Origin of the sequence: Psychrobacter immobilis (assembly GCF_003148585.1) — a bacterium.
Taxonomy (GTDB): Bacteria; Pseudomonadota; Gammaproteobacteria; order Pseudomonadales; family Moraxellaceae; genus Psychrobacter; species Psychrobacter immobilis.
The window spans coordinates 37,684-59,288 of sequence record NZ_QGGM01000001.1 but is presented as its reverse complement, the minus strand read 5'-3'; the positions used below and the strand labels follow the sequence as shown (position 1 = coordinate 59,288).

General features: G+C 43.5%; 18 protein-coding genes. 8 read left to right on the top strand and 10 right to left on the bottom strand.

The features are described 5' to 3' along the window. Positions 1 to 56: 56 nt before the first annotated feature. The 7 genes from C8D84_RS00260 to C8D84_RS00225 all read right to left on the bottom strand — a co-directional run bounded on the left by C8D84_RS00260 (position 57) and on the right by C8D84_RS00225 (position 7,715). Positions 57 to 722, bottom strand: coding sequence for a trimeric intracellular cation channel family protein (locus tag C8D84_RS00260; protein WP_045445303.1), 666 nt, complete (start codon positions 720 to 722; stop codon positions 57 to 59). A 261-nt stretch (positions 723 to 983) separates the two neighbouring features. Then, on the bottom strand, positions 984 to 1,619 hold the full coding sequence (locus C8D84_RS00255) for a trimeric intracellular cation channel family protein (RefSeq protein WP_109589182.1): 636 nt from the start codon (positions 1,617 to 1,619) through the stop codon (positions 984 to 986). 116 nt (positions 1,620 to 1,735) lie between these two features. Beyond that, the gene (locus C8D84_RS00250; RefSeq protein WP_109589180.1) at positions 1,736 to 2,890 is read right to left on the bottom strand and encodes a multidrug resistance efflux transporter family protein; all 1,155 of its coding nucleotides are present in this window, start codon (positions 2,888 to 2,890) and stop codon (positions 1,736 to 1,738) included. Between the two features lie 61 nt (positions 2,891 to 2,951). Next, entirely contained in the window at positions 2,952 to 3,683 is a 732-nt protein-coding gene (queE, locus tag C8D84_RS00245; protein WP_109589178.1) for a 7-carboxy-7-deazaguanine synthase QueE, read from the bottom strand. A 241-nt stretch (positions 3,684 to 3,924) separates the two neighbouring features. Then, on the bottom strand, positions 3,925 to 4,746 hold the full coding sequence (gene dapD / locus C8D84_RS00235) for a 2,3,4,5-tetrahydropyridine-2,6-dicarboxylate N-succinyltransferase (protein ID WP_060491477.1): 822 nt from the start codon (positions 4,744 to 4,746) through the stop codon (positions 3,925 to 3,927). A 143-nt stretch (positions 4,747 to 4,889) separates the two neighbouring features. Next, positions 4,890 to 5,846 carry an alpha/beta fold hydrolase gene (locus C8D84_RS00230; RefSeq protein WP_060491476.1) on the bottom strand — a complete coding sequence of 319 codons (957 nt, stop codon included), beginning with the start codon at positions 5,844 to 5,846 and terminating at the stop codon, positions 4,890 to 4,892. Between the two features lie 135 nt (positions 5,847 to 5,981). After that, the gene (locus tag C8D84_RS00225; RefSeq protein WP_109589611.1) at positions 5,982 to 7,715 is read right to left on the bottom strand and encodes an amidohydrolase; all 1,734 of its coding nucleotides are present in this window, start codon (positions 7,713 to 7,715) and stop codon (positions 5,982 to 5,984) included. A gap of 534 nt (positions 7,716 to 8,249) precedes the next feature. Between C8D84_RS00225 and arsS the strand changes: the two genes are divergently transcribed. The 4 genes from arsS to C8D84_RS00205 are packed head-to-tail and all read left to right on the top strand — an operon-like array spanning position 8,250 to position 11,515. Continuing rightward, entirely contained in the window at positions 8,250 to 9,248 is a 999-nt protein-coding gene (gene arsS / locus C8D84_RS00220) for an arsenosugar biosynthesis radical SAM (seleno)protein ArsS (protein ID WP_109589609.1), read from the top strand. A 12-nt stretch (positions 9,249 to 9,260) separates the two neighbouring features. Next, a complete protein-coding gene (locus C8D84_RS00215) occupies positions 9,261 to 10,109 on the top strand; it encodes a DUF547 domain-containing protein (protein WP_109589176.1) in 849 nt (282 codons plus the stop codon). A 30-nt stretch (positions 10,110 to 10,139) separates the two neighbouring features. After that, entirely contained in the window at positions 10,140 to 10,859 is a 720-nt protein-coding gene (locus tag C8D84_RS00210) for a TIGR04283 family arsenosugar biosynthesis glycosyltransferase (protein WP_109589174.1), read from the top strand. A gap of 17 nt (positions 10,860 to 10,876) precedes the next feature. Next, positions 10,877 to 11,515, top strand: a complete 639-nt coding sequence (locus tag C8D84_RS00205) for a TIGR04282 family arsenosugar biosynthesis glycosyltransferase (protein WP_109589173.1) — start codon at positions 10,877 to 10,879, stop codon at positions 11,513 to 11,515. A gap of 46 nt (positions 11,516 to 11,561) precedes the next feature. On the opposite strand, the gene mtnP is transcribed toward C8D84_RS00205, so the two are convergent. Next, on the bottom strand, positions 11,562 to 12,461 hold the full coding sequence (mtnP, locus tag C8D84_RS00200) for an S-methyl-5'-thioadenosine phosphorylase (protein ID WP_109589171.1): 900 nt from the start codon (positions 12,459 to 12,461) through the stop codon (positions 11,562 to 11,564). Between the two features lie 550 nt (positions 12,462 to 13,011). Here mtnP and C8D84_RS00195 point away from each other — a divergent pair. From C8D84_RS00195 to C8D84_RS00185, 3 genes are read left to right on the top strand one after another with little or no spacing between them, the layout of a single operon-like run. Next, the gene (locus C8D84_RS00195; RefSeq protein WP_109589169.1) at positions 13,012 to 14,031 is read left to right on the top strand and encodes a TAXI family TRAP transporter solute-binding subunit; all 1,020 of its coding nucleotides are present in this window, start codon (positions 13,012 to 13,014) and stop codon (positions 14,029 to 14,031) included. Beyond that, positions 14,012 to 14,572, top strand: coding sequence for a DUF1850 domain-containing protein (locus C8D84_RS00190; protein ID WP_228244387.1), 561 nt, complete (start codon positions 14,012 to 14,014; stop codon positions 14,570 to 14,572). Before C8D84_RS00195 ends, C8D84_RS00190 begins: the two co-directional genes overlap by 20 nt. After that, positions 14,544 to 16,634 carry a TRAP transporter permease gene (locus tag C8D84_RS00185; protein WP_211181224.1) on the top strand — a complete coding sequence of 697 codons (2,091 nt, stop codon included), beginning with the start codon at positions 14,544 to 14,546 and terminating at the stop codon, positions 16,632 to 16,634. The genes C8D84_RS00190 and C8D84_RS00185 overlap by 29 nt, the downstream gene beginning before the upstream one ends. A 126-nt stretch (positions 16,635 to 16,760) precedes the next feature. Here C8D84_RS00185 and lipA read toward each other — a convergent pair whose 3' ends face one another. Further along, positions 16,761 to 17,804 carry a lipoyl synthase gene (gene lipA, locus C8D84_RS00180; protein ID WP_055123860.1) on the bottom strand — a complete coding sequence of 348 codons (1,044 nt, stop codon included), beginning with the start codon at positions 17,802 to 17,804 and terminating at the stop codon, positions 16,761 to 16,763. A gap of 174 nt (positions 17,805 to 17,978) precedes the next feature. Further along, complete coding sequence (locus C8D84_RS00175) at positions 17,979 to 18,389, bottom strand: carboxymuconolactone decarboxylase family protein (protein ID WP_228244410.1); 411 nt, start codon at positions 18,387 to 18,389, stop codon at positions 17,979 to 17,981. A gap of 485 nt (positions 18,390 to 18,874) precedes the next feature. Between C8D84_RS00175 and acnB the strand changes: the two genes are divergently transcribed. Beyond that, positions 18,875 to 21,478 (top strand): bifunctional aconitate hydratase 2/2-methylisocitrate dehydratase, encoded by a 2,604-nt coding sequence (gene acnB, locus C8D84_RS00170; RefSeq protein ID WP_055123861.1) that lies wholly within the window; start codon positions 18,875 to 18,877, stop codon positions 21,476 to 21,478. Positions 21,479 to 21,605: the final 127 nt, after the last annotated feature.

Below are 21,605 nucleotides of genomic sequence, written 5' to 3'. Positions count from 1 at the left end.
AGGATACTCAATCAGTAGCAAATATAGCGTCGACTTTGTTTAAGGTTGACGCTTTTTTAGTATTTCCATTCGATGGTTGGAAACTGCCAGTCATAACGAATGGCGAGCATGCGTAAGGTAAAAATCGTACTCATAGTAGCGATGTCAGCAATCCAAGCTGTCACACCCAGATTGTGTAGTGCAAAATAGAGGATGCCGCCAGCCAAAGCTGCCGAAATATAAATCTCTTGCTGCAACACCAGCGGAATCTCATTGCAGATCATATCGCGGATAATACCGCCGACAATAATGGTGATCACCCCAAGTAATAATGCCACGGGCACATTTGCACCCATACTATCGGCAACCTTGATACCGATTAAGGTAAAAACTGATAGTCCAATAGTATCTGAGAGTTTGAGGAACTTATTAACGCGTTTAGAGTTGGGGTGAAAGAATATTTGCATCACTAATGAAGAGATGGTAATAACAGTCAGGTAGCTCATATCCACCATCCAAAATAGTGGATGGCGATCTAAAATGACATCACGCACAGTGCCACCACCGATAGCGGTGACAATAGATACCAGTAAACAACCAAAAACATCGAAATTTTTATGTTTTGCCAATATCGTGCCTGAAATACTACAAGCGATAATACCAATCATATCAAAAAGATAAATGAGAGAGCGTGGGTCAAACGTAGTGATTAGTGCTGAAGGGTTCAATGCGATAGCCAGCATGAGCAAGTCTCACTAAGTGTGTATGATGATTGTCTGATTATTTTTAGCCAATACAGTAGAGCTTAGGGCGTGTTCTCATTTCAAAAATGGTGATAAAGATGAGATAAATTGCCGTCAAACAAGGAAAGTAGTGCAAATAATATCGAGATATTAAGAAGCTATTTGACGATGTTTGGCAAAATTTAGCTATTTTTAGGCCATTTAGAAAGTAAACGATTGAATTGAGGACACGCCCTAGTGTTTAAACCATATATATCGGTCTTATTTCACCAAACGTATAGAAGGCAGGTGCCAATCAAAACGCAATGCTAGCATCCGTACAGCAAAGATAACGCCCAGCATAACAAATTCATTCAATCCAGCATCTACACCCAAACGGTCAAGCAGCAGATAAGTGATCGAACCTACAATACTAGCAGAGATATAAATCTCGCGTTGAAGTAACAGTGGTATCTCATTACAGATGATATCGCGTAGCAGACCACCAATAATAGCCGTCCAAACCCCCATCATAATAGCGATAATAGCTGACATATCTTGTGTCAATGCTATCTTAAAACCAATCACGCTAAAAGCCGCCAACCCAATGGCATCAAACAGCTTCAATGCCTTATCAATCTTATGATACAGATGAAAGAATATTTGTAAAATAAGCGATGTCACTGTGATGACGATCACATAATTGAGGTCAGTCATCCAAAAGAGCGGATGACGGTCTAGCGCCATATCACGTAGTGTACCGCCGCCGATAGCATTGACCATCGCAACCAAGATACAGCCAGCAATATCAAAACCTTTGTGCTGTGCCAGCAGTGTACCTGCGATCGCACAAGCAATCACACCAACCATATCTAATAAATATAATAAAATATCAGGAAAAATTAAATCATTAACCATGATTATATTACCAATATAATGGCCATCAAAATAGATTGGCTGTGCTGGACTAGGTTAGTTTTGAAGTTGTTTATATCAATAATTTAAATAGAGTGAACCTAATTTTAGGTAGTAGTTTAGCCATCTTTTGCAAATAGAATAAGCCCAACGATAATCAGAGCAATACCTATTAAGCCCATCGCTGATGGCAGGGTATTATTGAGCAATAGCATACCGCCAATTAAGGCAAATATCACTTCACTTGCCTGAGTAGCATCAACCCCAGCCACTTCGCTTGAAGTTTCCGCTTTTTCACGGGCATATAAAAAGATACTGGTTGCCGCCACGCCTGCCAATAGAGCCACAAGTAAGGTATTGAATACCTGCTTAGTATCAGGCAAATCCGGATGAACGACAAGACCCAAAACCAACCAAAATGGCAGACTGCCCAAGGTCATTAACCATACTTTGTTAAAGGCATTTTGTAGGAGGGTAGTTTTGATAGCAGGTATACGTGCGATTAAAGTTTGCAGCAAAGAGCTCGGTAAGGTTTGAGCAGAGTGGTTAAGGTTTAAGGAATCGACCGCGTCCGCCGTATAAGTCATATCAGCTGACAACGCAGGTGCTTCTGTAATAAGTGAGGTGGTTTTTTTACTAATCTCGTTGGCTTGGATATCAATTTTTTGAGTGCTGGTAGGCTCGGCACTACGCTTGCGCGCATTGTAAGATACCTGCCAAACCAACTGGTTACCAATGGGATAGCTAAAGGCGGCTATTAGGGCAGGCACGGCACCATAAAGCAGCATATCTTTCATGGGCACTGCATCAGCATCTAGCAAAGAAGCGGCATGCAGTCCTTCACTGATATTGACCAGTACCACGCCAGCAAATACTAATAACGCATATGCAATGAATTTTTTATCAAAACGTTGTCCGAATGCTAGCAAAACGAGTAGGCTTGCAACCACTGTAAACATAAAGGTCGCGGCGACTACCCAGCCTGCGACATGATCAGCCGCGTAACAGATTCCTGTATAAAAAATTCCAAAACCAATACTGCCCGTAATACACCAAAAGCCCCAATGTTGACGGAATATAGTCATCAGCTCCGTAATACGCCCAAAACCATGCTGCATAATTATAATAGCCGTGAGTATTAGCCACATAAATGCATAGCGAAGGCTAGCTGACCAAAACCAATGCCCACCAGCCGCACTCATAACTTCGTTTAACACAAACGTCGAGCTAAAAAATGCCCCCGATAATAAGCCCAATAAAATGAGTTTGACCATACCTATATTCCTATCCTTGGGTCGCTATTTATGTTGAATATCCATTCAGATAATTAGACTATTATTTTCCTTTAGCATCTGCCCAGATGATTTTATGCAGTTGCAATTGGAAGCGTACGGGCAGCGCGTCAGCCAACATCCATTCTGCAAGTTCGCGCGCCAACACAGGTACATCGGGGCTGACTTCCTCGTCGATATCCTCTGCGACATTAAACATCGGAGAGAACCAAACCGTATCGACCAATTCATTTAATTTATGCTCAGACAGCTTGGTTTTCGCCCAGTCGTAATCTTCACGATTCATAATGACAAATTTAATTTGGTCATGCTGAGTGAGGTGGTCGAGATTTGACCATAGATTCTTATCGACTTCGCCTGAGCTTGGCGTTTTGAGATCCATGACTTTACTGACCGCTTTTGGCACGTTTGCTACCGTGAGCGCGCCTGCGGTTTCAAGCGAGATTTCATAACCGTCGCTCAGTAAGCGCTTCATTAGCTCAATGGCGTTCGGCTGAGCTAAAGGCTCGCCGCCAGTCAGACAAATACGCTTGCAAGGATAGCTTTTGATGGTCTCTATAATGGTTTCTAGCGACTGCCGCTCGCCGCCAGTAAAGGCGTATTCAGTATCGCAATAGACACAGCGAAGTGGACAGCCAGTCAAGCGTACAAATATCGTTGGCAAGCCTGAGGTCAGCGCTTCACCTTGCAAAGAATAAAAAATTTCTGTCAAACGTAGACCCGCTTCAGGATCAGTGACAGGAATGGCGGCGGTGCGTAATAGTGATTCACTCATAATATGTCAAATACAGTTAAAGATTGCTAATGGGATGAGGCATTTATCAATGATAATAAAAAGGCAAGTTCTGGTATGGGCGTTTTGCGTTTGGATAAAGCCAAACCAAAAAAAGGGATTATAACGCACCACCCTCTATTAAGCTGCAAAAAAGACGCTGAAGTTTTCTTCAGCGTCTTTAATAAGGAGGATCTGTCGCTGTCCGTACGGTTTGGGTACGAGACTCTAAGTATTAAAAATACTAAGCTAAACGTAATAACTCATTGACTGATGTTTTAGCGCGGGTTTGTGCATCGACTTTTTTGACGATGATAGCAGCATATAAGCTATGCGTACCATCTTCTGACGGCAAGCTACCCGGTACGACAACAGAGCCTGCTGGTACACGGCCACGATGAATCTCACCCGTTTCGCGATCATAAATGCGCGTTGATTGACCAATAAATACACCCATCGAGATAACAGCACCTTCTTCGACGATTACGCCTTCAACGATTTCAGAACGTGCACCGATGAAGCAGTTGTCCTCAATGATAGTTGGATTCGCTTGTAATGGCTCTAATACGCCGCCGATACCAACGCCACCTGATAAATGCACATTTTTACCAATTTGGGCACATGAACCCACGGTCGCCCACGTATCTACCATCGCGCCTTGATCGACATACGCGCCGATGTTGACATACGACGGCATCAATACCGCGCCTGCTGCGATGAACGAGCCTTTACGAGCAACAGCGGGTGGTACTACACGCACGCCTGATTCTTTGAACTGTGCTTCGGTCCAGTTGGCAAATTTAGTCGGCACTTTGTCATAGAATTGCACATGTTCGCCCGCTGCCTGAACATAGTTGTCGTTTAAGCGAAAAGAGAGCAAGACGGCTTTTTTTGCCCACTGATTGACGACCCATTCGCCATCCTTTTTTTCTGCAACGCGCAATGTGCCGTTATCTAGTTGCTCAAGCACTTGATTAATAGCATCACGCACGTCCTGTGGCATCGTGCTTGGGCTGTATTCGTTGCGTTTTTCAAAGGCTTGTTCGATGGTTTGTTGTAATGACATAAAGGTTCCTAAAGTTAGTGGAAGGTAAAGCATATATTATCGTGAAATAACTCGCATGACTTGGCGTAAAAACTTGCTTGCCGTATTGTCGCTAATTTGGCGACTTTTAGCAAACGAGTTAACTGCCAAGATGAGCGCTGCGGTTAATTGTCTGAGCTATGGCTTTCTATCCATTCTAAGATATCTTCATAAACGGTTTGGTGGTCTTTTTCATGCAAAGGCTCATGACGCATGTTTGGATAGAGTTGGATATCTACTTGACTGAAATTTTGCTTGTTTAAGCGCGTGACAATTTTGCGGATGCCGTTGCCCATATCTCCAATAGGATCATCTTCGCCACTGATAAATAGCATCGGGAAGTTTTTTGGAATAGTCATTGCCCAGCCTTTGTTTAAGCCAGTTTCCATCAGAAAAAATAATGTCATAAAGCCATTATTGGTGAAATCAAAGCCCGTTAAGGGATCTGCTTCATAGGCTTCAATGGCGGCAGGGTTTTCAGTTAACCATGCAAATTCTGATGAAGAGATGCGATCTTCAAGCTTACTATTCAAGACTTTATTCATCACCTTGGCAAACATTGCATTTGGTTTTTTAGGGGCTACTTTTGCCAGTACTTTATTGACTGGCAGTAGCACTTTAGTCAAGGGGTTGGCATCTGCTGTACCCATCAAAATAGCACCTGTGAAATTGTGTGCATGGTGCTTTAGGACATTACGCACAATAAACGAGCCCATAGAATGACCCATTACAAAGTGTGGCACGTCAGGATGGCGATTTTTTAAGCTATCTGCCATGACAATGACGTCTTTTAGCAGGGACTGTACCGGATGCTCTTCACCAAAAAAACCTAAATCTGCTGATGTTTTGACGGTCTTTCCATGTCCCAAATGGTCATAAGTTGCCACTGCGATACCATTATCCGCTAAAAACTGAGCGAAGTCTGCGTAACGTCCGCTATGCTCTGCCATACCGTGGACAATCAGTAACGTGGCTTTTACGGCTGTGTTTTCATGGCTTGGTTCAAAAAAATCATGATGCAAGTAATGAATATTATCTGAGGAGAGAATGTGGTCGTTACCTGTATCGGTGTTGGTACTCATATAGGGTTCCTTAAACAGTTTTAATGAATGTTTTTAATAAATAGCTTTAATGGTTCATCATCTTAATGAATAGCAGGCATGATGATTTGAAATCACCTGCTAAAATTTGGCTTATTATACGGCGCTTACCATGAGCTATTGTACTGGACGTTGGTAAATCGTTTGACCTTCTTTAATGGTTGTGATGACTTTGATGTCTTTGAGCTTGCTTGCCTCTATGGTTAATGGGTTGGCGTCCAAGATAACCAAATCAGCCAGTTTCCCTGGCGTCAAAGTGCCTTTGCTGTCTTCTTCAAAATACTCATAAGCGGCATTGCTGGTAATGGCTTTTAACGCTTGATACGGCGTCGCTCGCTCATTTTTACCAATGATTTTACCTGAGCGCGAAGTGCGATTGACTGCTGACCAGACTGTAAATAGCGGATCGACAGGTGTCACTGTGTCATCAGAGTGATTGGTGTATTTAAGTCCCATTCTATCAGCAGTGGCAAGCGGGCTTGAAAAGTCGGCACGTTTTTTACCTAAGTTTTTAACGTGTACATCTCCCCAAAAGTAAGTATGGTTGGTAAAGAAGGACGGCACCATATTGTATTTTTTGAATGCGGCTAGCTGATCAGGTCGGGCAAATTGAGCATGAATGGGCACAGTACGGCGATCTTTATCAGCTGCTTGACCAGTCTTTTTGACCGCATACTCGTGTGCCTTGATGAGCATATCGGTTGCGCCATCACCATTATTATGAATAAAGAGCTGATTGTCGCGAGCATAGGCTTTGACAAACATCTCGTTCAGCTCATTTTGGCTGACACTTGGTAAACCGCGGCAGTCCTTTTCGCAATCTGGAACTGGTGTGAGATAAGGTTGGCTAAAATAGGCGGTCTTGCCTTGTGGCGAGCCATCTGCAACGATTTTGGTACCCTGTACTTTAAAACCATTTTGATAGGTTTTCCATACGAAGTTTTTATCAGCCAAATTCTCATCTAAGTCACTCACTCCTGCCAGTGCGACCAAGTCAATTTTAAGTTTGCCTGCATCGGCTTGTTTTTGAAAAAACTGAATAGTGTTTCGAGCCGTTGAGCCATTGTGTGCCGTCGTTATGCCATTCTTTGCATAATACTCTTGCGTCTGCTCAAAGAATTTGCCCTGATTCGGCGCTAACACTTTTAGCATATTACGCACGAACGGATACATCGCCGTTTCTTGTACGAGACCGTTTGGTTCATTAGAGCCTTTAATTCGAGCAATATTACCGCCTGCTGGATTTTTACTGTCAGCAGTGATGTTCATCATGGCCAGCGCCTTGCTATTTGCGACGCCCATGTGACCACTTGTGTGTTGTAAATACACTGGGTTGTTTGGCAATACTTTATCAATTTCGCTTTTGGTCGGATGACGTCCCTCAGCCAGCTGAGTTTCATCATAACCCCAACCAAATATCCAGTCGCCATCAGCAATGTTATTGTCCACTTTATACTCTTCTAGCGTTTGCATCATTTTAGGAATACTATCGACTTGACCGATGGGCGGCGGGTTGAGATTGACCTGACCCATGGTGTTTGACACCATATCAAAATGACTGTGCGGATCGATAAAGCTGGGTAATAAGGTTTTATCTTGTAGATTAATCTGCGCGGCATTTTTATATTTCGATTGCGCCTCTTGTAAATTGCCCACATAGGCAATCTTGCCCGCTTGGGTGACTAAGGCTTCAGCCATTTGTGGCTGATCGCCCTCCATCGTGATGATGTTGCCATTGTAATAGACAGTTGCTGAGTTGCTCATATCCTTGGGCGCAGTCTGCATGGTAGTGCAACCTATGACACTCATTAATCCAATGCTCAGTACAGTTGGTTTTAGTAATGTGCTCATATTCATTACGTTATCCTTAAAGGTGATTTGATGCTTACATCCGTGTGTCATAAGCATTGGTACGTGGTGGGCTTTCTATATTCTAAAAGTATTCATATTTTATCAGTGAATGTTGTTTTAAAAGATAGGAATGTTGCAACCAATTTAGCGATAAAGCCTTGTGCGGTCAATGCTATTTAAGAGTTTTGCACTGACAACTGTGGCATTGCCAATTGGATGAGAAGGTCGATCTATAAATCTGCTGAATATAATATCTTAAAAGCCAAATTGACAAGTGCTGTATGACATCCTACGAGACGTCATGCTCATTTGGCATAAAAGATGAAAATCACGATATTAGTTGTCAATACCGTTTCACAATCAGGTATGATTAATTAGATAAAACGTAAAGTGACAAGACTGGAAATGAGATGATAATTTTATGAAATAGTCATAAAAAGCAATTGCTTGCGTGTGAATTTGTCTTTTTTAACCTTTTATTTTTGCGTCATCCTTTTTGCTTTAGAGGTGCTACCAACGGGGTTTTATACCATTATGAAATCAACTATCGAATTACTCGAGCACACGGATTTCCCAGCGCTCAAACGTCGTGAGTTAACCACGCTACAGGTCAATATGGGTTACTTATGCAATATGTCTTGTGTGCATTGTCATGTGGCTGCCAGTCCTTACCGCACAGAGATGATGTCGCGTGAGCTTGTTGAGTTGATTCTAGAAGTCTTACAAGCACAAAATATCGAGACGCTTGATTTAACGGGCGGTGCGCCTGAGATGCATGAAGACTTTAAGTATTTGGTTACAGCCGCACGTGCCTTGGGTGTAACAGTAATTGATCGCTGTAATCTGACTATCCTGATGGAAGAAGGCTTTGAGGACATGGCACAGTTTTTGGCAGACAATGCGGTCGAAGTAGTGGCTTCTCTGCCATGTTATTCATTAGAAAATGTCGATAAGCAGCGCGGTAAAGGCGCATTTGATGACAGTATATTGGGATTGCATAAACTCAATGCGCTTGGCTACGGCAAGAAAGGGTCAGAGCTCACGCTGAACCTTGTCTATAATCCGCAAGGTGCGACGCTGCCACCCAATCAACAGCAGCTTGAAGCAGATTATAAGCGCGAGTTAAAAGCGCATTTTGATATCGAGTTTCATCAGTTATTTGCCTTGACCAATATGCCCATTCAGCGTTTTGGTGCGGTGCTATTGGCTAAAAACCAATTCCATCCCTATATGGATTTGCTCAAAGCCAATTATGTGGCCGCCAATTTAACCGAAGTCATGTGCCGATCGACCATCAGCGTTAATTGGTTAGGAGAGTTGTTTGATTGTGATTTTAACCAGCAATTAGAGATTCCAGTGTCCAACAAGTCCCGTCTGCATCTAAGCGATTTGTTAACGCAAAATCCTGCTGGCGATAACATTGCCATTGCAGATCATTGCTATGGCTGTACGGCAGGGCAAGGAAGTAGCTGCGGTGGTGCGTTAGAAGAAGAGACAACAGATCAGACGATAGAAGAAATATCCTCGATTTAACCGGAGTCAATCATGTCAGTATTTAATAGTACAAGACTTAATAGTAAAAGCCTTTTTTTAAGCAGTGGTTTATTAATCAAAACGGCAGTGACCACTTCTATCCTGTTAGCCAGTATGGCAAGTTATGCGGATTTTAATCACAGCACTTGGGATAGCTTACTTAATAAAAACGTCACCATGACCAATGGTGGCAAAGCCTCAGTCGTTAATTACAACGGTATGAAAGCGGATCAAAGCAAGCTTGATAGCTACATGGCAGCAACTAGCAAAGTCAGTCAATCAGAGTTTAATGGTTGGCGCAAAGATGAGCAATTAGCATTTTTGATCAATGTCTATAATGCTGGTACCGTAGAACTGGTTTTGACCAAGTACCCTAACATCAAGTCGATTAAAGATATTGGCGGAATATTTGGTTCGCCATGGAAACAGGATTTCGTCACGCTATTGGGCAAAAAGCGTTCACTTGATGACATCGAGCACAATCTAATTCGTGGCTCCAAACGCTATAACGAACCGCGTATTCACTTTGCGGTGAACTGTGCGAGCATCGGCTGTCCAGCATTGTTGAATGATGCTTTTACAAGTAGTAAATTAGATAAACAATTAGAGCAAGTGACGAGTAAATTCCTCGCGGATAGCAGTCGTAACCGTCTCAAAGGTAATACGTTAGAGATATCACCAATTTTTAAATGGTATAAAGAAGACTTTGAAACCAACTGGCGTAGTACTAATGATTTAGAAGGGTTTTTGGCTCGTTACAGCTCGTCTTTAGGGCTTAGTAAGTCGCAAACGGCTGAGCTAAAAGCAGGAAAAGTGAAGATTGGTTATACCGATTATAATTGGAGCCTTAATAATAAATAATGGTAACAACAAGTAAGAGTACTGCTAACTATGACGGCTATGGCGACGGTTTCTATCATTATTCCAGTGCTCAATGAGGCAGATAATTTGCCTTTATTGTTTGATAATATCAATAGGCTAAATCCGAAACCGCAACAAGTGATATTGGTCGATGGTGGTTCAACAGATAATTCTATTGCCATAATCCAAAGTTTTATTAATAAGGTAATGCCTGATAATGATCGTAAAATTGATTGGCAAATGACTGAGTCTAAAGCAGGGCGCGCGCTGCAAATGAATACAGGCGCAGCGTTAGCAACTAGCGATGTATTACTGTTTTTGCATGCCGATACGCAATTGCCAATGGATGCTATAGAGAGTGTTTCTGAAGCGATGAAACGGGCAGAGTGGGGACGTTTTGATGTGCAAATAGCCAGTCATCAACCGACACTGCGATTGGTCAGTCAAATGATTAATTGGCGCTCACGGTTGAGCGGAATCGCGACAGGTGACCAAGCCATTTTTATTAGCCAGTCTTTATTTGAGCGAATCGGTAATTATCCTAACCAAGCGTTGATGGAAGATGTTGAATTATGCAAGCAAATAAAAGGTATTACTAAGCCTGCTTGTTTAAAAGGTAAAGTCATCACATCAGCAAGACGCTGGCAACAGCATGGCACTTGGCAGACGATTATTTTGATGTGGCATCTACGTTTTGATTATTGGCGCGGCGTATCAGCTGATAATATCAAAGCGCGTTATTATAAATAAATGAACAAACTCTTACCATGAATCAAAACCAACAAACTTGCATTATTCTCTTCGCCAAGTTCCCCGCACAGGGCATGGCAAAAACGCGCTTGCAACCGGCGCTTGGTATTGAAGGTGCCGCGCAAATGGCGCATAAACTACTATTGCATAGTATAGAACAAGCCGTCGCTACTGGCTTCACGGTTGAGCTATGTGTCAGTCTTGCGCCAACTGATCCATGCTGGCAACTGCTTAATTTGCCTGACTCGCTGTATTGGTCAGCACAAGCAGATGGTGATTTGGGTTTGCGTATGTTAACCGCCAGTCAGCAAGCATTAGCACGTTTCGAGCACGTTATCTTGATAGGTACGGACTGTCCTAGTCTTACAACCATTCGTATTCGACAAGCTGCCCAGCAGTTAGAAACACAAGATAGCGTCATGATTCCCGCTTTTGATGGTGGTTATGTGTTGTTTGGTTTTAAGCAAGTTGCTGATCGTTTATTTAGCAATATCGAATGGAGTACGGCGAGCGTCGCAAAGGTTACTCAACAGCGCTTGGCAGAATTGAGCTGGTCTGTAGCGTTGTTAGAACCTTTGCCTGATATCGATGAGCCTGAAGATTTGCGGTACTTGCCAAATGGCTGGCTTGATGGTTATAAAGTTATTGAGAATTGAGAATGCCTTAACATTCTGGCTTTTTGATAATCATAAACTGGTATGGCTAAGGCAATAATGCTGAAAGTCTGGTTTTAGTCTCTTTACTCATCGCCTCAACAGGCGTGACTAATGCTTGTGCTAAAGCATTATGAGCAATTGATTTAGGTTGTTCAGCAGCTAACAAAGCAACCGCTTCTTTGATGACCTGCTGCGCATTACCCGCATTTTTCATTAAATTTTGAATCGCATAATCGGCGCTGACATCCTCTTCGGTAGGATGCCAACTATCAAAGTCCGTGACCAATGCTAGCGTTGCGTAAGCCATACTCGCTTCACGAGCAAGCTTAGCCTCTGGCATATTGGTCATACCGATGATGTCAGCGTTCATTTGGCGATACCAGTGTGACTCTGCACGAGTGGAAAACTGCGGCCCTTCGATACAGATATAAGTGGCTTTTGCATGACATTGACCTTCAGCTATCTGCGCCTGAGTATAAGCACGCGTTAGAATATCCGCGACTTTAGGACATAAAGGATCAGCCATCGCAACGTGTGCCACTGCACCTTCCCCAAAAAAACTGCTGTTTCGATGCTTAGTCATATCGATCATTTGATCGGGAATGACCATGTCTAAAGGCTTAAGCGCTTCTCTTAATGAGCCCACTGCCGATACCGAAATGACGTAACGTACGCCCAAAGTTTTGAGTGCATAAATATTGGCACGATAAGGCACTTCGGAAGGTGTGAGCTTGTGACCTTGACCATGACGAGTTAGAAAGGCGACCGTCACGCCATTTAATTCACCTAAGACAATATCATCAGAGGGTTTGCCGTAAGGCGTCGATATGCTGACACTACGTTTATTGGTTAAATCTTGCATCTGATAAAGACCACTACCGCCAATGATGGCGATATCGGCAGATACCGATACTGCCGCTGACTTTTCTACACTAGATATTGTCATAAAGGTTTTCCCTATTTTTAGAGTAACAGATAACGGTGCCAAGATATGTGGTGACGAATTTGCAAATCTAGACGGGATCTACTTTAAGTCAGCTGACTTACAAGACAACCGCTTAGGGTTTATATATAAAATATAATCAAGCCTACAGTATGGTAAAAATGCATTAAGAGCTACCATCTAGTCATTTTATATCAGTATTTTTTGGTCAAATAACCTCGTTTGTATTTAGATGATTATAAAGGTTTACAATAGACACAGACTTTGGTTAAATGAATTGTCTAATGAAACATTGTTTCGCATAGCAAAACTGTGTTTAGCATAGCAAAACTGTGTTTAGCATAGCAAAACTGTGTTTAGCTATTGATTCATTATAAGAACGGCTGCTCCTTTACTTAAATACCTTCGCACATAGAGTATGAGTGTAGAGGGAATCTGGATGGCAGTTTATTTACAGCAAGAATTGCTATATTATTACAGGTCTGTAACGCATCACTATTGATATACTGATGTCGTTAAGTGTATTAACTCGATTATTTCAAGGATGAATTCAATGCTCAACTCTCTAAAATCCCCGTTACTTTTATCAGCAATGTTAAGCGCCACTTTAGGTCTGACGGCATGCTCATCACCAAGTTCAGAAAGTACAGACAGTACGGCAACAGATAGCGCTGCTACTGACACTGCCGCCGACAAGCTTGATACCAAGTTTCTTACCATCGCCACTGGCGGAGCATCTGGCCCTTATAACATCATCGGCACTTCATTATCAGAGGTCTATGTCAAAACCTTTGGGGTCAACTCAAAAACACAAACTACTGGGGCTTCAGTCGAAAACGTCAACCTATTAACCCAAGGTAAAGTCGACATGGTATTGGCGCTCAGTGATGTAGTCACCGACGCGATCGAAGGCAAAAACAACTTTGATAAGCCGATAACCAACATCCAACAGATTGCAGTCTTGTACCCTAATGTGGTGCAAATTGTCACCACCAAAAAATCTGGCATCAAAAATATTGAAGACTTACGTGGTAAGCGCATCGCTGTGGGCGATCAAGGCTCTGGCACAGAAGTAAATGCTCGGACGCTATTAGAAGGGTTTGGTATCACATATGATGATGTGACCGTTGACTATTTAGGCTTTGCGGAAGCAGCGGACGGTATGAAAGCGGGTAAAGTTGAAGCGGCTTTCTTTAGTAGTGGTCTGCCAAACTCTTCATTGATGGAGCTAGAGCAGGGCTTAGACTTACAGTTGATCACCATCAGTCAAGACAAGCTAAAAGAAATCATTGCGACTAAGCCTTACTTTAAGACCTTTGAGATTCCTGCTGGCACTTATGGCAATGATGCCGCGATTCCAACCGCAGCAATCATGAATGCTCTATTGGTGAGCTCAGAGTTGTCTGAAGCAGATGGTTACAAGCTGACCAAAGCGTTATTTGACAATTTAGACGGTCTAAAAACAGCGCACCAAGCGGCCAATGATATTAGTTTAGCAACCGCACGTGAAGGTATGGTCGCACCTATCCATCCTGGCGCTAAAAAGTACTATGATGAGCAAGCAGCTAAATAAGCGATTAGGGTTATTAATTGGCGTGGCAGGCATTGCCGCGCTGGTTTTTTTTACGCTATGGCATCTCTTTGTCCGTCAGCCTGTGGTGGAAGTGCGTGTTGCAGGCGTTGATGGTGCTAATGATAAAGTGTGCTACTTTGTCGAGCCAAATTTTCAACTGCGCTGGATACACTCTGTAGAAAAACAATGGTGGGAAGAGCAATACCAACGTATAGACGGCAGCAGTACAGAAGACGCTGAATTGCTGCTGACAACCACTTATTTTGAAGCTTTTGGGGCGGGTACACCCTCAACCGAAGCGCTTGCTCCCATACAAAAACCTGGCTATCTGGGTTATCAAATCAATGAGAAATTGCCTAAGCTTAATTGGGTGGTCTCACGGCTTACCAAAGGTGAGATTGACTATGGTAACTACCAGATGCTCATTCATCGCTGGGTGCCAGACTATTCTGAAGTAACGATCATGCCGACAACGTATGGTTTCATTGATAGATTTAACAAGGATTTGTGTCATGAACTCCCAAGTGATGGATCACAATAATGTGACAACGATGTCAGATAACCATATCAATAACGACTTGCCTATACATTCCAACACGGATGCTGATACTCAGGTCGACGCTGAACTTGAGGCGCAAGCCCACAATAAAGCCATATTAGAAAAGTATGATAGAGAATCCATCACAAGGCATATCACTCAAGGACCAGTGAAGTATTTTATCGCTGGACTTTGCATTTTATATTCACTGTTTCATTTATATATCACCTTTAATCCCATGCCAGCGCTGCTACAGCGTTCTGTACACGTGGGCATTGGTTTTGCCTTAATTTTCTTAATTTTTCCAGCAAGTAAAAAAAGCAGCCGTCAGCGCGTCGCATGGTATGACTGGTTATGGTTTGCCCTGTCATTGTCTGGGATGGCTTATCTGATATATGAATATCAAGATATCGTGACCTCACGTGGCGGTATGGCCAATCAGATGGATGTAATATTTTCGCTGATTACGGTGGTCTGCGTATTAGAAGGCAGTCGCCGTATCACAGGTTGGATTTTACCGATCTTGGCAGGGATATTTTTGGCGTATCCGTTTGTCAGTCATTTGGATTTTATGCCAGACCGGTTACTGACTCGTCCTTATGATATGGGTGACATTTTTGGTCAATTATTCTTAAAAACGGAAGGTTTATATTCTGTTGCGATTGGTGCATCGGTTACCTTTATCTTCCTATTTATTCTATTCGGTGCGTTTTTAGCGCGCTCAGGGATGGGACAGCTGTTTAATGATTTAGCATTGGCAATAGCCGGTCATAAAAAGGGAGGTCCGGCAAAAGTTGCGGTCATCTCCAGTGGCTTTATGGGCAGTATCAATGGCTCTGCTTTGTCAAACGTAGTCAGTACTGGTGCCTTTACCATTCCGCTCATGAAAAAGGTTGGTTACCACAAAGATTTTGCGGGTGCCGTTGAGGCAAGTGCCTCTGTTGGCGGGCAAATATTACCGCCGATTATGGGCGCGAGTGCCTTTATCATGGCGGAGACAACAGGCTTGCCGTATAGCACAATTGCGTTGGCGGCCTTATTGCCAGCGATATTGTATTATCTGGGCGTCATTGCGCAGGTGCATTTTCGCGCTGGTCGTCGTGATCTAAAAGGTATCGCTAAAGAAAGCTTGCCAGCCGTGAAAGAAGTGTTAAAAGCCCGCGGTCATATGCTGCTACCGATTGTATTTTTGATTTTCTTATTAATCAGAAACGTGCCCGTTGGTTATGCAGCGGCTTATACCATTGGTTTTACTGTCTTGGTCAGTATGCTGCGAAAAGAGACCAGGATGGGTTTCTCTGACATTTTGGGTGCATTAGAAGATGGCGCACGCCAGTCGCTCGCGGTAATGGCTGCCTGTGCAGTCGTCGGTATTATCATCGGAGTCGTGAGTCTAACCAGCTTTGGAACGGTGATGACCTCATCAATTGTCACACTTGGTGCAGGGTCATTATTTTTCACGCTCATTTTGACCATGCTTGCCTCGATGGTATTGGGCATGGGACTACCGTCTATTCCTGCCTATATTATTACGGCAACGATGGCAGCACCCGCCTTAGCTGGCTTTGATATCCCAATTTTATCAGCGCACATGTTTGTTTTCTACTTTGGTATTTTTGCCAATATTACACCGCCTGTGTGTCTAGCCGCCTTTGCTGGTGCGGGCATATCTGGTGGCGATCCGATGAAGACAGGATTTTTATCGATGAAACTAGCTTTGGCTGGATTCATCGTGCCGTTTATGTTTATCTATAGTCCAGCGATGTTAATGATTGATCCTACTGGGCTTGCAGTAACTGCTAAGGACTTCCCGCTACCACCTATTATCGATATTATCACGGTAGTATTGACGTCAATTACGGGTGTTCTCGCACTTAGTGCGGCATTAGAGGGGTATTTTAAAAGCGATATGAGCCCAGTAACACGCGTTGTTTTGGCAATCGGAGCTTTGCTATTAATCTATCCTGGAATAACGACTGGTCTAGTGGGTGGCGTGATCGTTATTGCTATCGCCATCTTTAATACTAGAAACAGTAGCGAGCCAACGCCAACTTTAACCATTTAAGGCGTTGCGGTTGAAGGTTTTAAAAATCTATTAAAGCTAAAAAAAGGGTGAATAACATAAACTGTTATTCACCCTTTTTACATGCTCAGCTTAAGTTTGAAGCATTAGCTCATTAAACCCCGACACTTAGCAGCCAAGTTTGCCTTCTGCTGCCAATGCTTTTTTGCTACGAATCGGTGCAGGGCAGTCTTCACCGTAATATTGACGATCGGCAAAATAGCTTGAGCGTACCATTGGGCCTGCCCAAATGTTAAAGAAGCCGATTTTTTTACCATAATCCATATAACGCTGGAACTCGTCTGGATGGACATAACGATCGACAGGCGCGTGGTTTTTACTAGGTTGCAGATACTGACCAACCGTAATCATATCCACATTGTGCGCTTTTAAATCATCAAGCAATGCATAAATCTCTTCTTCAGTCTCACCAAGACCGACCATAAAGCCGCACTTGGTCGCGATATCAGGGCGACGCTCTTTATAGAGTTTGAGTAAATCTAACGAATGCTGATAGTCAGAACCTGGACGGAAGGCTTTATATAAACGAGGCACGGTTTCGATGTTATGGTTAAAGACATCTGGCGGTGTTTCAGTCAACAAGTCTAGCGCGATATCCATACGACCACGGAAATCAGGCACCAATATTTCAATGAGGCAATTCGGGCTAAGTGCGCGAGATTCATTGAGCACTTCAACGAAATGCATCGCGCCGCCATCTTTTAGATCGTCACGATCCACAGAGGTGATTACCGCATACTTAAGCTGCAAACCTAAAATAGTCTCGGCAGTGTGACGCGGCTCATCTGCATCTAGCTCATTAGGACGACCATGACCGACGTCACAGAACGGACAGCGACGGGTACAGATATCACCCATAATCATAAAGGTCGCGGTGCCATCAGCGAAGCACTGCGGCAGGTTAGGGCAGGCCGCTTCCTCACAAACGGTATAGAGCTTTTGCTCGCGCAAAGTGGCTTTGATACGCGCCACTTCAGCAGGAGAGGACATTTTAACCCGAATCCAATCTGGCTTTTTCTTTGCCTCGATGGTCGGAATCACTTTAATTGGGATACGGGCAACTTTATCGTAGCCACGTAGCTTTTCTCCTTGAATGGCTTTTTTAGGTTTGACCTTAGCAGCAGGCACATGTGTTTGTACGGCAGTTGTCATAATAAAGTATCTCTTAACCCTTTATAGTATAAGGGTTTATGGAATTATTAGAATGTGTTGTGAGTGAGGACATTATAGCAGAAACTTAGGGGCTAATTTTCAATGAATATTGTTTAACTGATCATTTTGAGGTGGATCATTAAGGCTACTATGGTTTGTCTCGCAACCGTAGTTTTAAATATCTATATCAATATCCAACTCATTCAGGGTTTCTATGGCAGCACGAAACGCTTCTTGAGTGGCAGGTGCCCCGCAATAAGGCAAGCTGTGCATTAATACTTCTCGAATTTCAGCGACACTTGCGCCATTATTGATGGCACCTCGAATGTGCCCTTTTAGCTCAGTTGGGCTTTTTTGCGCAATTAAAAAAGCAATGGTGATTAATGAGCGGTATTTGCGCGGCAATACTGAGTCATCTTGCCATGTGCTGCCCCAAGCGTGTTCGATGATCCAGTCTTGTAATGGTTGGGTAAATCCAGTCGTGCTGTCAAGCGAGCGTTTGACATGTGCCTCACCCATCACGTCAGTGCGAACTTTGAGACCGTTTTGATAATTAGCGTTGCTCTTTATATGGCTGTTCTCCATATCGCTGTTATCCCTATTTTTGTTTTGCATTGCACTACTATCCATATCATCATCCTTAATGTTTATTCATTTAGTATATGGTTAATAAAAGCTGTTTTTTCAAGCGCTATTTTTCTAAGTGATATTTTCTCTAAGCTATCGTATCAAGATGATATTTTATCAAATAATATCCTACAAAGCGTCTAGCAGGCACAGCGTATTTATTTAATCATAAATCGAGCAGTGCTTGACTAAAATGACAAGCTGTATATCGATTGTGTAAGGCTGCTCAATCATATTGTTGATGGTACTATTTATATAATAAATGTTCAATATGAGCCCTTTATAACCGCTTTATGAGCCTTTTAAAGGCTGAGCCATTAACATTTAGAGCGTTTTAAGCTATGATTGCACCAATAATTATTCCATCTAGTATATAGACGCAGGCGGTCATGCTGACTACCCACGTAATGTACTAATACTCCCAACTGACGAGGACGACTATTGTGTTAGAAGCTTATCGTAAACATGTCGAAGAACGTGCTGAGCTAGGAACGGTTCCGCTACCACTGAATGAAAAACAAGTAGCAGAGTTGGTTGAACTACTAAAGAATCCACCAGCAGGCGAAGATGCGTTCTTGATGAACCTGCTAGAAAACCGTATTCCTGCTGGCGTTGACCAAGCGGCATACGTTAAAGCAGCGTTTTTAGCAGCGATCCTTAAGGGTGAAACCTCTTCACCACTTATTAGCAAGCAAAAAGCCGTTCAAATCCTAGGCACGATGCAAGGTGGCTACAACGTTCAACCATTGGTTGCTGCACTGGATGACGCGGAAGTGGCACAAGATGCTGCTGAAGCGTTGAAAAAGACATTACTGGTGTTTGACGCGTTCAATGACGTGACTGAAAAAGCAGAAGCGGGCAATGCTATCGCTAAAGAAGTGGTTCAATCTTGGGCTGACGCTGAATGGTTCCTAAACCGTGATGCCGTACCAGAAAAGACCACTTACACGACGTTTAAAGTGACTGGCGAAACCAACACCGATGACTTGTCACCTGCGCAAGATGCGTGGAGCCGTCCTGATATCCCGTTGCATTCATTGGCTATGCACAAAAACTCTCGCGACGGCATCACTGCTGACGAAGAGGGCGTTGTCGGTCCAATGAAGCAAATCGAAGCGTTAAAGGAAAAAGGTCATCCACTCGCTTATGTTGGTGACGTGGTAGGTACAGGCTCTAGCCGTAAATCTGCGACCAACTCAGTATTGTGGCTCATGGGCGATGATATCCCTAACGTGCCAAACAAACGTGGCGGCGGTCTCGTATTAGGTAACAATATCGCTCCTATCTTCTTTAACACCATGGAAGATTCTGGCGCATTGCCAATCGAAAAAGTAGCGGTTGATAACCTAAACATGGGTGATGTGTTTGACATCTATCCTTATGAAGGCAAAATCACTAAGCATGATTCTGACGAAGTACTGTCTACGTTCAAATTGAACTCACCAACATTGCTTGATGAAGTTCGTGCTGGCGGTCGTATTCCTTTGATCGTTGGTCGTGGTTTGACCAATCGTGCTCGTGCGTACATGGGTCTTGGACATTCAGATATCTTTGCTAAGCCAGAAGAGCCAGTTGATACGGGTAAAGGTTTTACCCTAGCGCAAAAAATGGTCGGTAAAGCTTGTGGTCTAGAGGGCGTACGTCCTGGTATGTACTGTGAGCCTAAAATGACGACTGTAGGATCGCAGGATACGACTGGTCCGATGACTCGTGATGAGCTAAAAGATCTAGCATGTTTGGGCTTCCAAGCAGACCTAGTGATGCAGTCATTCTGTCACACTGCTGCTTATCCAAAGCCAGTTGACGTTGAGACTCAGCACACGCTACCTGACTTTATTATGAACCGTGGCGGCGTAAGCTTACGTCCGGGCGATGGTATTATCCATAGCTGGTTGAACCGTATGCTTCTTCCAGATACCGTTGGTACTGGCGGTGACTCGCATACTCGTTTCCCAATGGGTATCTCGTTCCCAGCAGGTTCTGGTCTAGTAGCATTCGCAGCAGCAACTGGTGTTATGCCACTTGATATGCCTGAATCTGTCCGTGTACGCTTCGTTGGCGAACGTCAGGCTGGTATCACGTTGCGTGACTTGGTTCATGCGATCCCTTATCAAGCGATCAAAGAAGGTCTATTGACCGTTGATAAGAAAGGCAAAATCAACGAGTTTAATGGTCGTATTCTTGAGATCGAAGGTCTAGAAGACTTGACCGCTGAGCAAGCGTTTGAATTGTCTGATGCCTCAGCTGAGCGTAGTGCTGCTGGTTGTACCATCACTTTGTCTGAAGCGTCGGTGACTGAGTACTTAAACTCAAACATCACGCTACTTAAGTGGATGATCTCAGAAGGCTATGGCGATGCGCGTACGATTAGCCGTCGTATTGAGCAGATGCAAGAATGGCTAGCGAACCCAAGCCTATTGCGTGCTGATGCTGATGCTGAATACGCCATCGATATGACTATCGATATGAGCACTATCAAAGAGCCTATCCTTTGCTGCCCGAACGATCCAGACGATGCAAAAACATTGGCTGATGTCGCTGGCGATACCATTGATGAAGTGTTCATTGGCTCATGTATGACCAACATCGGTCATTTCCGCGCTGCGGGTAAACTGCTACAAGACGTACCAGCAGGTAGTTTGAAAACTCGTCTATGGATTGCGCCGCCGACTAAGATGGATGCGCGTCAGTTGATGGAAGAAGGTTACTACAACATCTACGCTCAAGCCGGCGCTCGTACTGAGATGCCAGGTTGTTCACTATGTATGGGTAACCAAGCACGTATCGCACCGAAGTCTACGGCGGTATCGACGTCAACTCGTAACTTCCCGAACCGTCTCGGTCAAGGCGCTAACGTATACCTAGCTTCTGCAGAGCTTGCAGCCGTAGCAGCGGTACTTGGTAAGTTGCCAACCAACGAAGAATATCAGCAGTACGCTGGTATGCTTGATAGCATGGGCGAGGAAGTGTATCAGTACATGAACTTCGATCGTATGGATTCTTATACTGAAGAAGCCGACAAAATTAACGTTGCTCAATTGACCTAATCTTGAGTATACAAGCTTTTAAAATTAGAAGCTTTATACTAAAAACTTTATACGTAAGACAAAAAACCCCCGTATCGTGATGATGCGGGGGTTTTTGTTATGAGAAAAGAGAGATAGATGATTTTAT

Coding starts and splice junctions, on each gene's coding strand:
- C8D84_RS00260 (WP_045445303.1), bottom strand. CDS start 722: ATGCTGGCTATCGCATTGAACCCTTCAGCACTAATCACTACGTTTGAC.
- C8D84_RS00255 (WP_109589182.1), bottom strand. CDS start 1,619: ATGGTTAATGATTTAATTTTTCCTGATATTTTATTATATTTATTAGAT.
- C8D84_RS00250 (WP_109589180.1), bottom strand. CDS start 2,890: ATGGTCAAACTCATTTTATTGGGCTTATTATCGGGGGCATTTTTTAGC.
- queE (WP_109589178.1), bottom strand. CDS start 3,683: ATGAGTGAATCACTATTACGCACCGCCGCCATTCCTGTCACTGATCCT.
- dapD (WP_060491477.1), bottom strand. CDS start 4,746: ATGTCATTACAACAAACCATCGAACAAGCCTTTGAAAAACGCAACGAA.
- C8D84_RS00230 (WP_060491476.1), bottom strand. CDS start 5,846: ATGAGTACCAACACCGATACAGGTAACGACCACATTCTCTCCTCAGAT.
- C8D84_RS00225 (WP_109589611.1), bottom strand. CDS start 7,715: ATGAGCACATTACTAAAACCAACTGTACTGAGCATTGGATTAATGAGT.
- arsS (WP_109589609.1), top strand. CDS start 8,250: ATGAAATCAACTATCGAATTACTCGAGCACACGGATTTCCCAGCGCTC.
- C8D84_RS00215 (WP_109589176.1), top strand. CDS start 9,261: ATGTCAGTATTTAATAGTACAAGACTTAATAGTAAAAGCCTTTTTTTA.
- C8D84_RS00210 (WP_109589174.1), top strand. CDS start 10,140: ATGACGGCTATGGCGACGGTTTCTATCATTATTCCAGTGCTCAATGAG.
- C8D84_RS00205 (WP_109589173.1), top strand. CDS start 10,877: ATGAATCAAAACCAACAAACTTGCATTATTCTCTTCGCCAAGTTCCCC.
- mtnP (WP_109589171.1), bottom strand. CDS start 12,461: ATGACAATATCTAGTGTAGAAAAGTCAGCGGCAGTATCGGTATCTGCC.
- C8D84_RS00195 (WP_109589169.1), top strand. CDS start 13,012: ATGCTCAACTCTCTAAAATCCCCGTTACTTTTATCAGCAATGTTAAGC.
- C8D84_RS00190 (WP_228244387.1), top strand. CDS start 14,012: ATGAGCAAGCAGCTAAATAAGCGATTAGGGTTATTAATTGGCGTGGCA.
- C8D84_RS00185 (WP_211181224.1), top strand. CDS start 14,544: ATGAACTCCCAAGTGATGGATCACAATAATGTGACAACGATGTCAGAT.
- lipA (WP_055123860.1), bottom strand. CDS start 17,804: ATGACAACTGCCGTACAAACACATGTGCCTGCTGCTAAGGTCAAACCT.
- C8D84_RS00175 (WP_228244410.1), bottom strand. CDS start 18,389: ATGGAGAACAGCCATATAAAGAGCAACGCTAATTATCAAAACGGTCTC.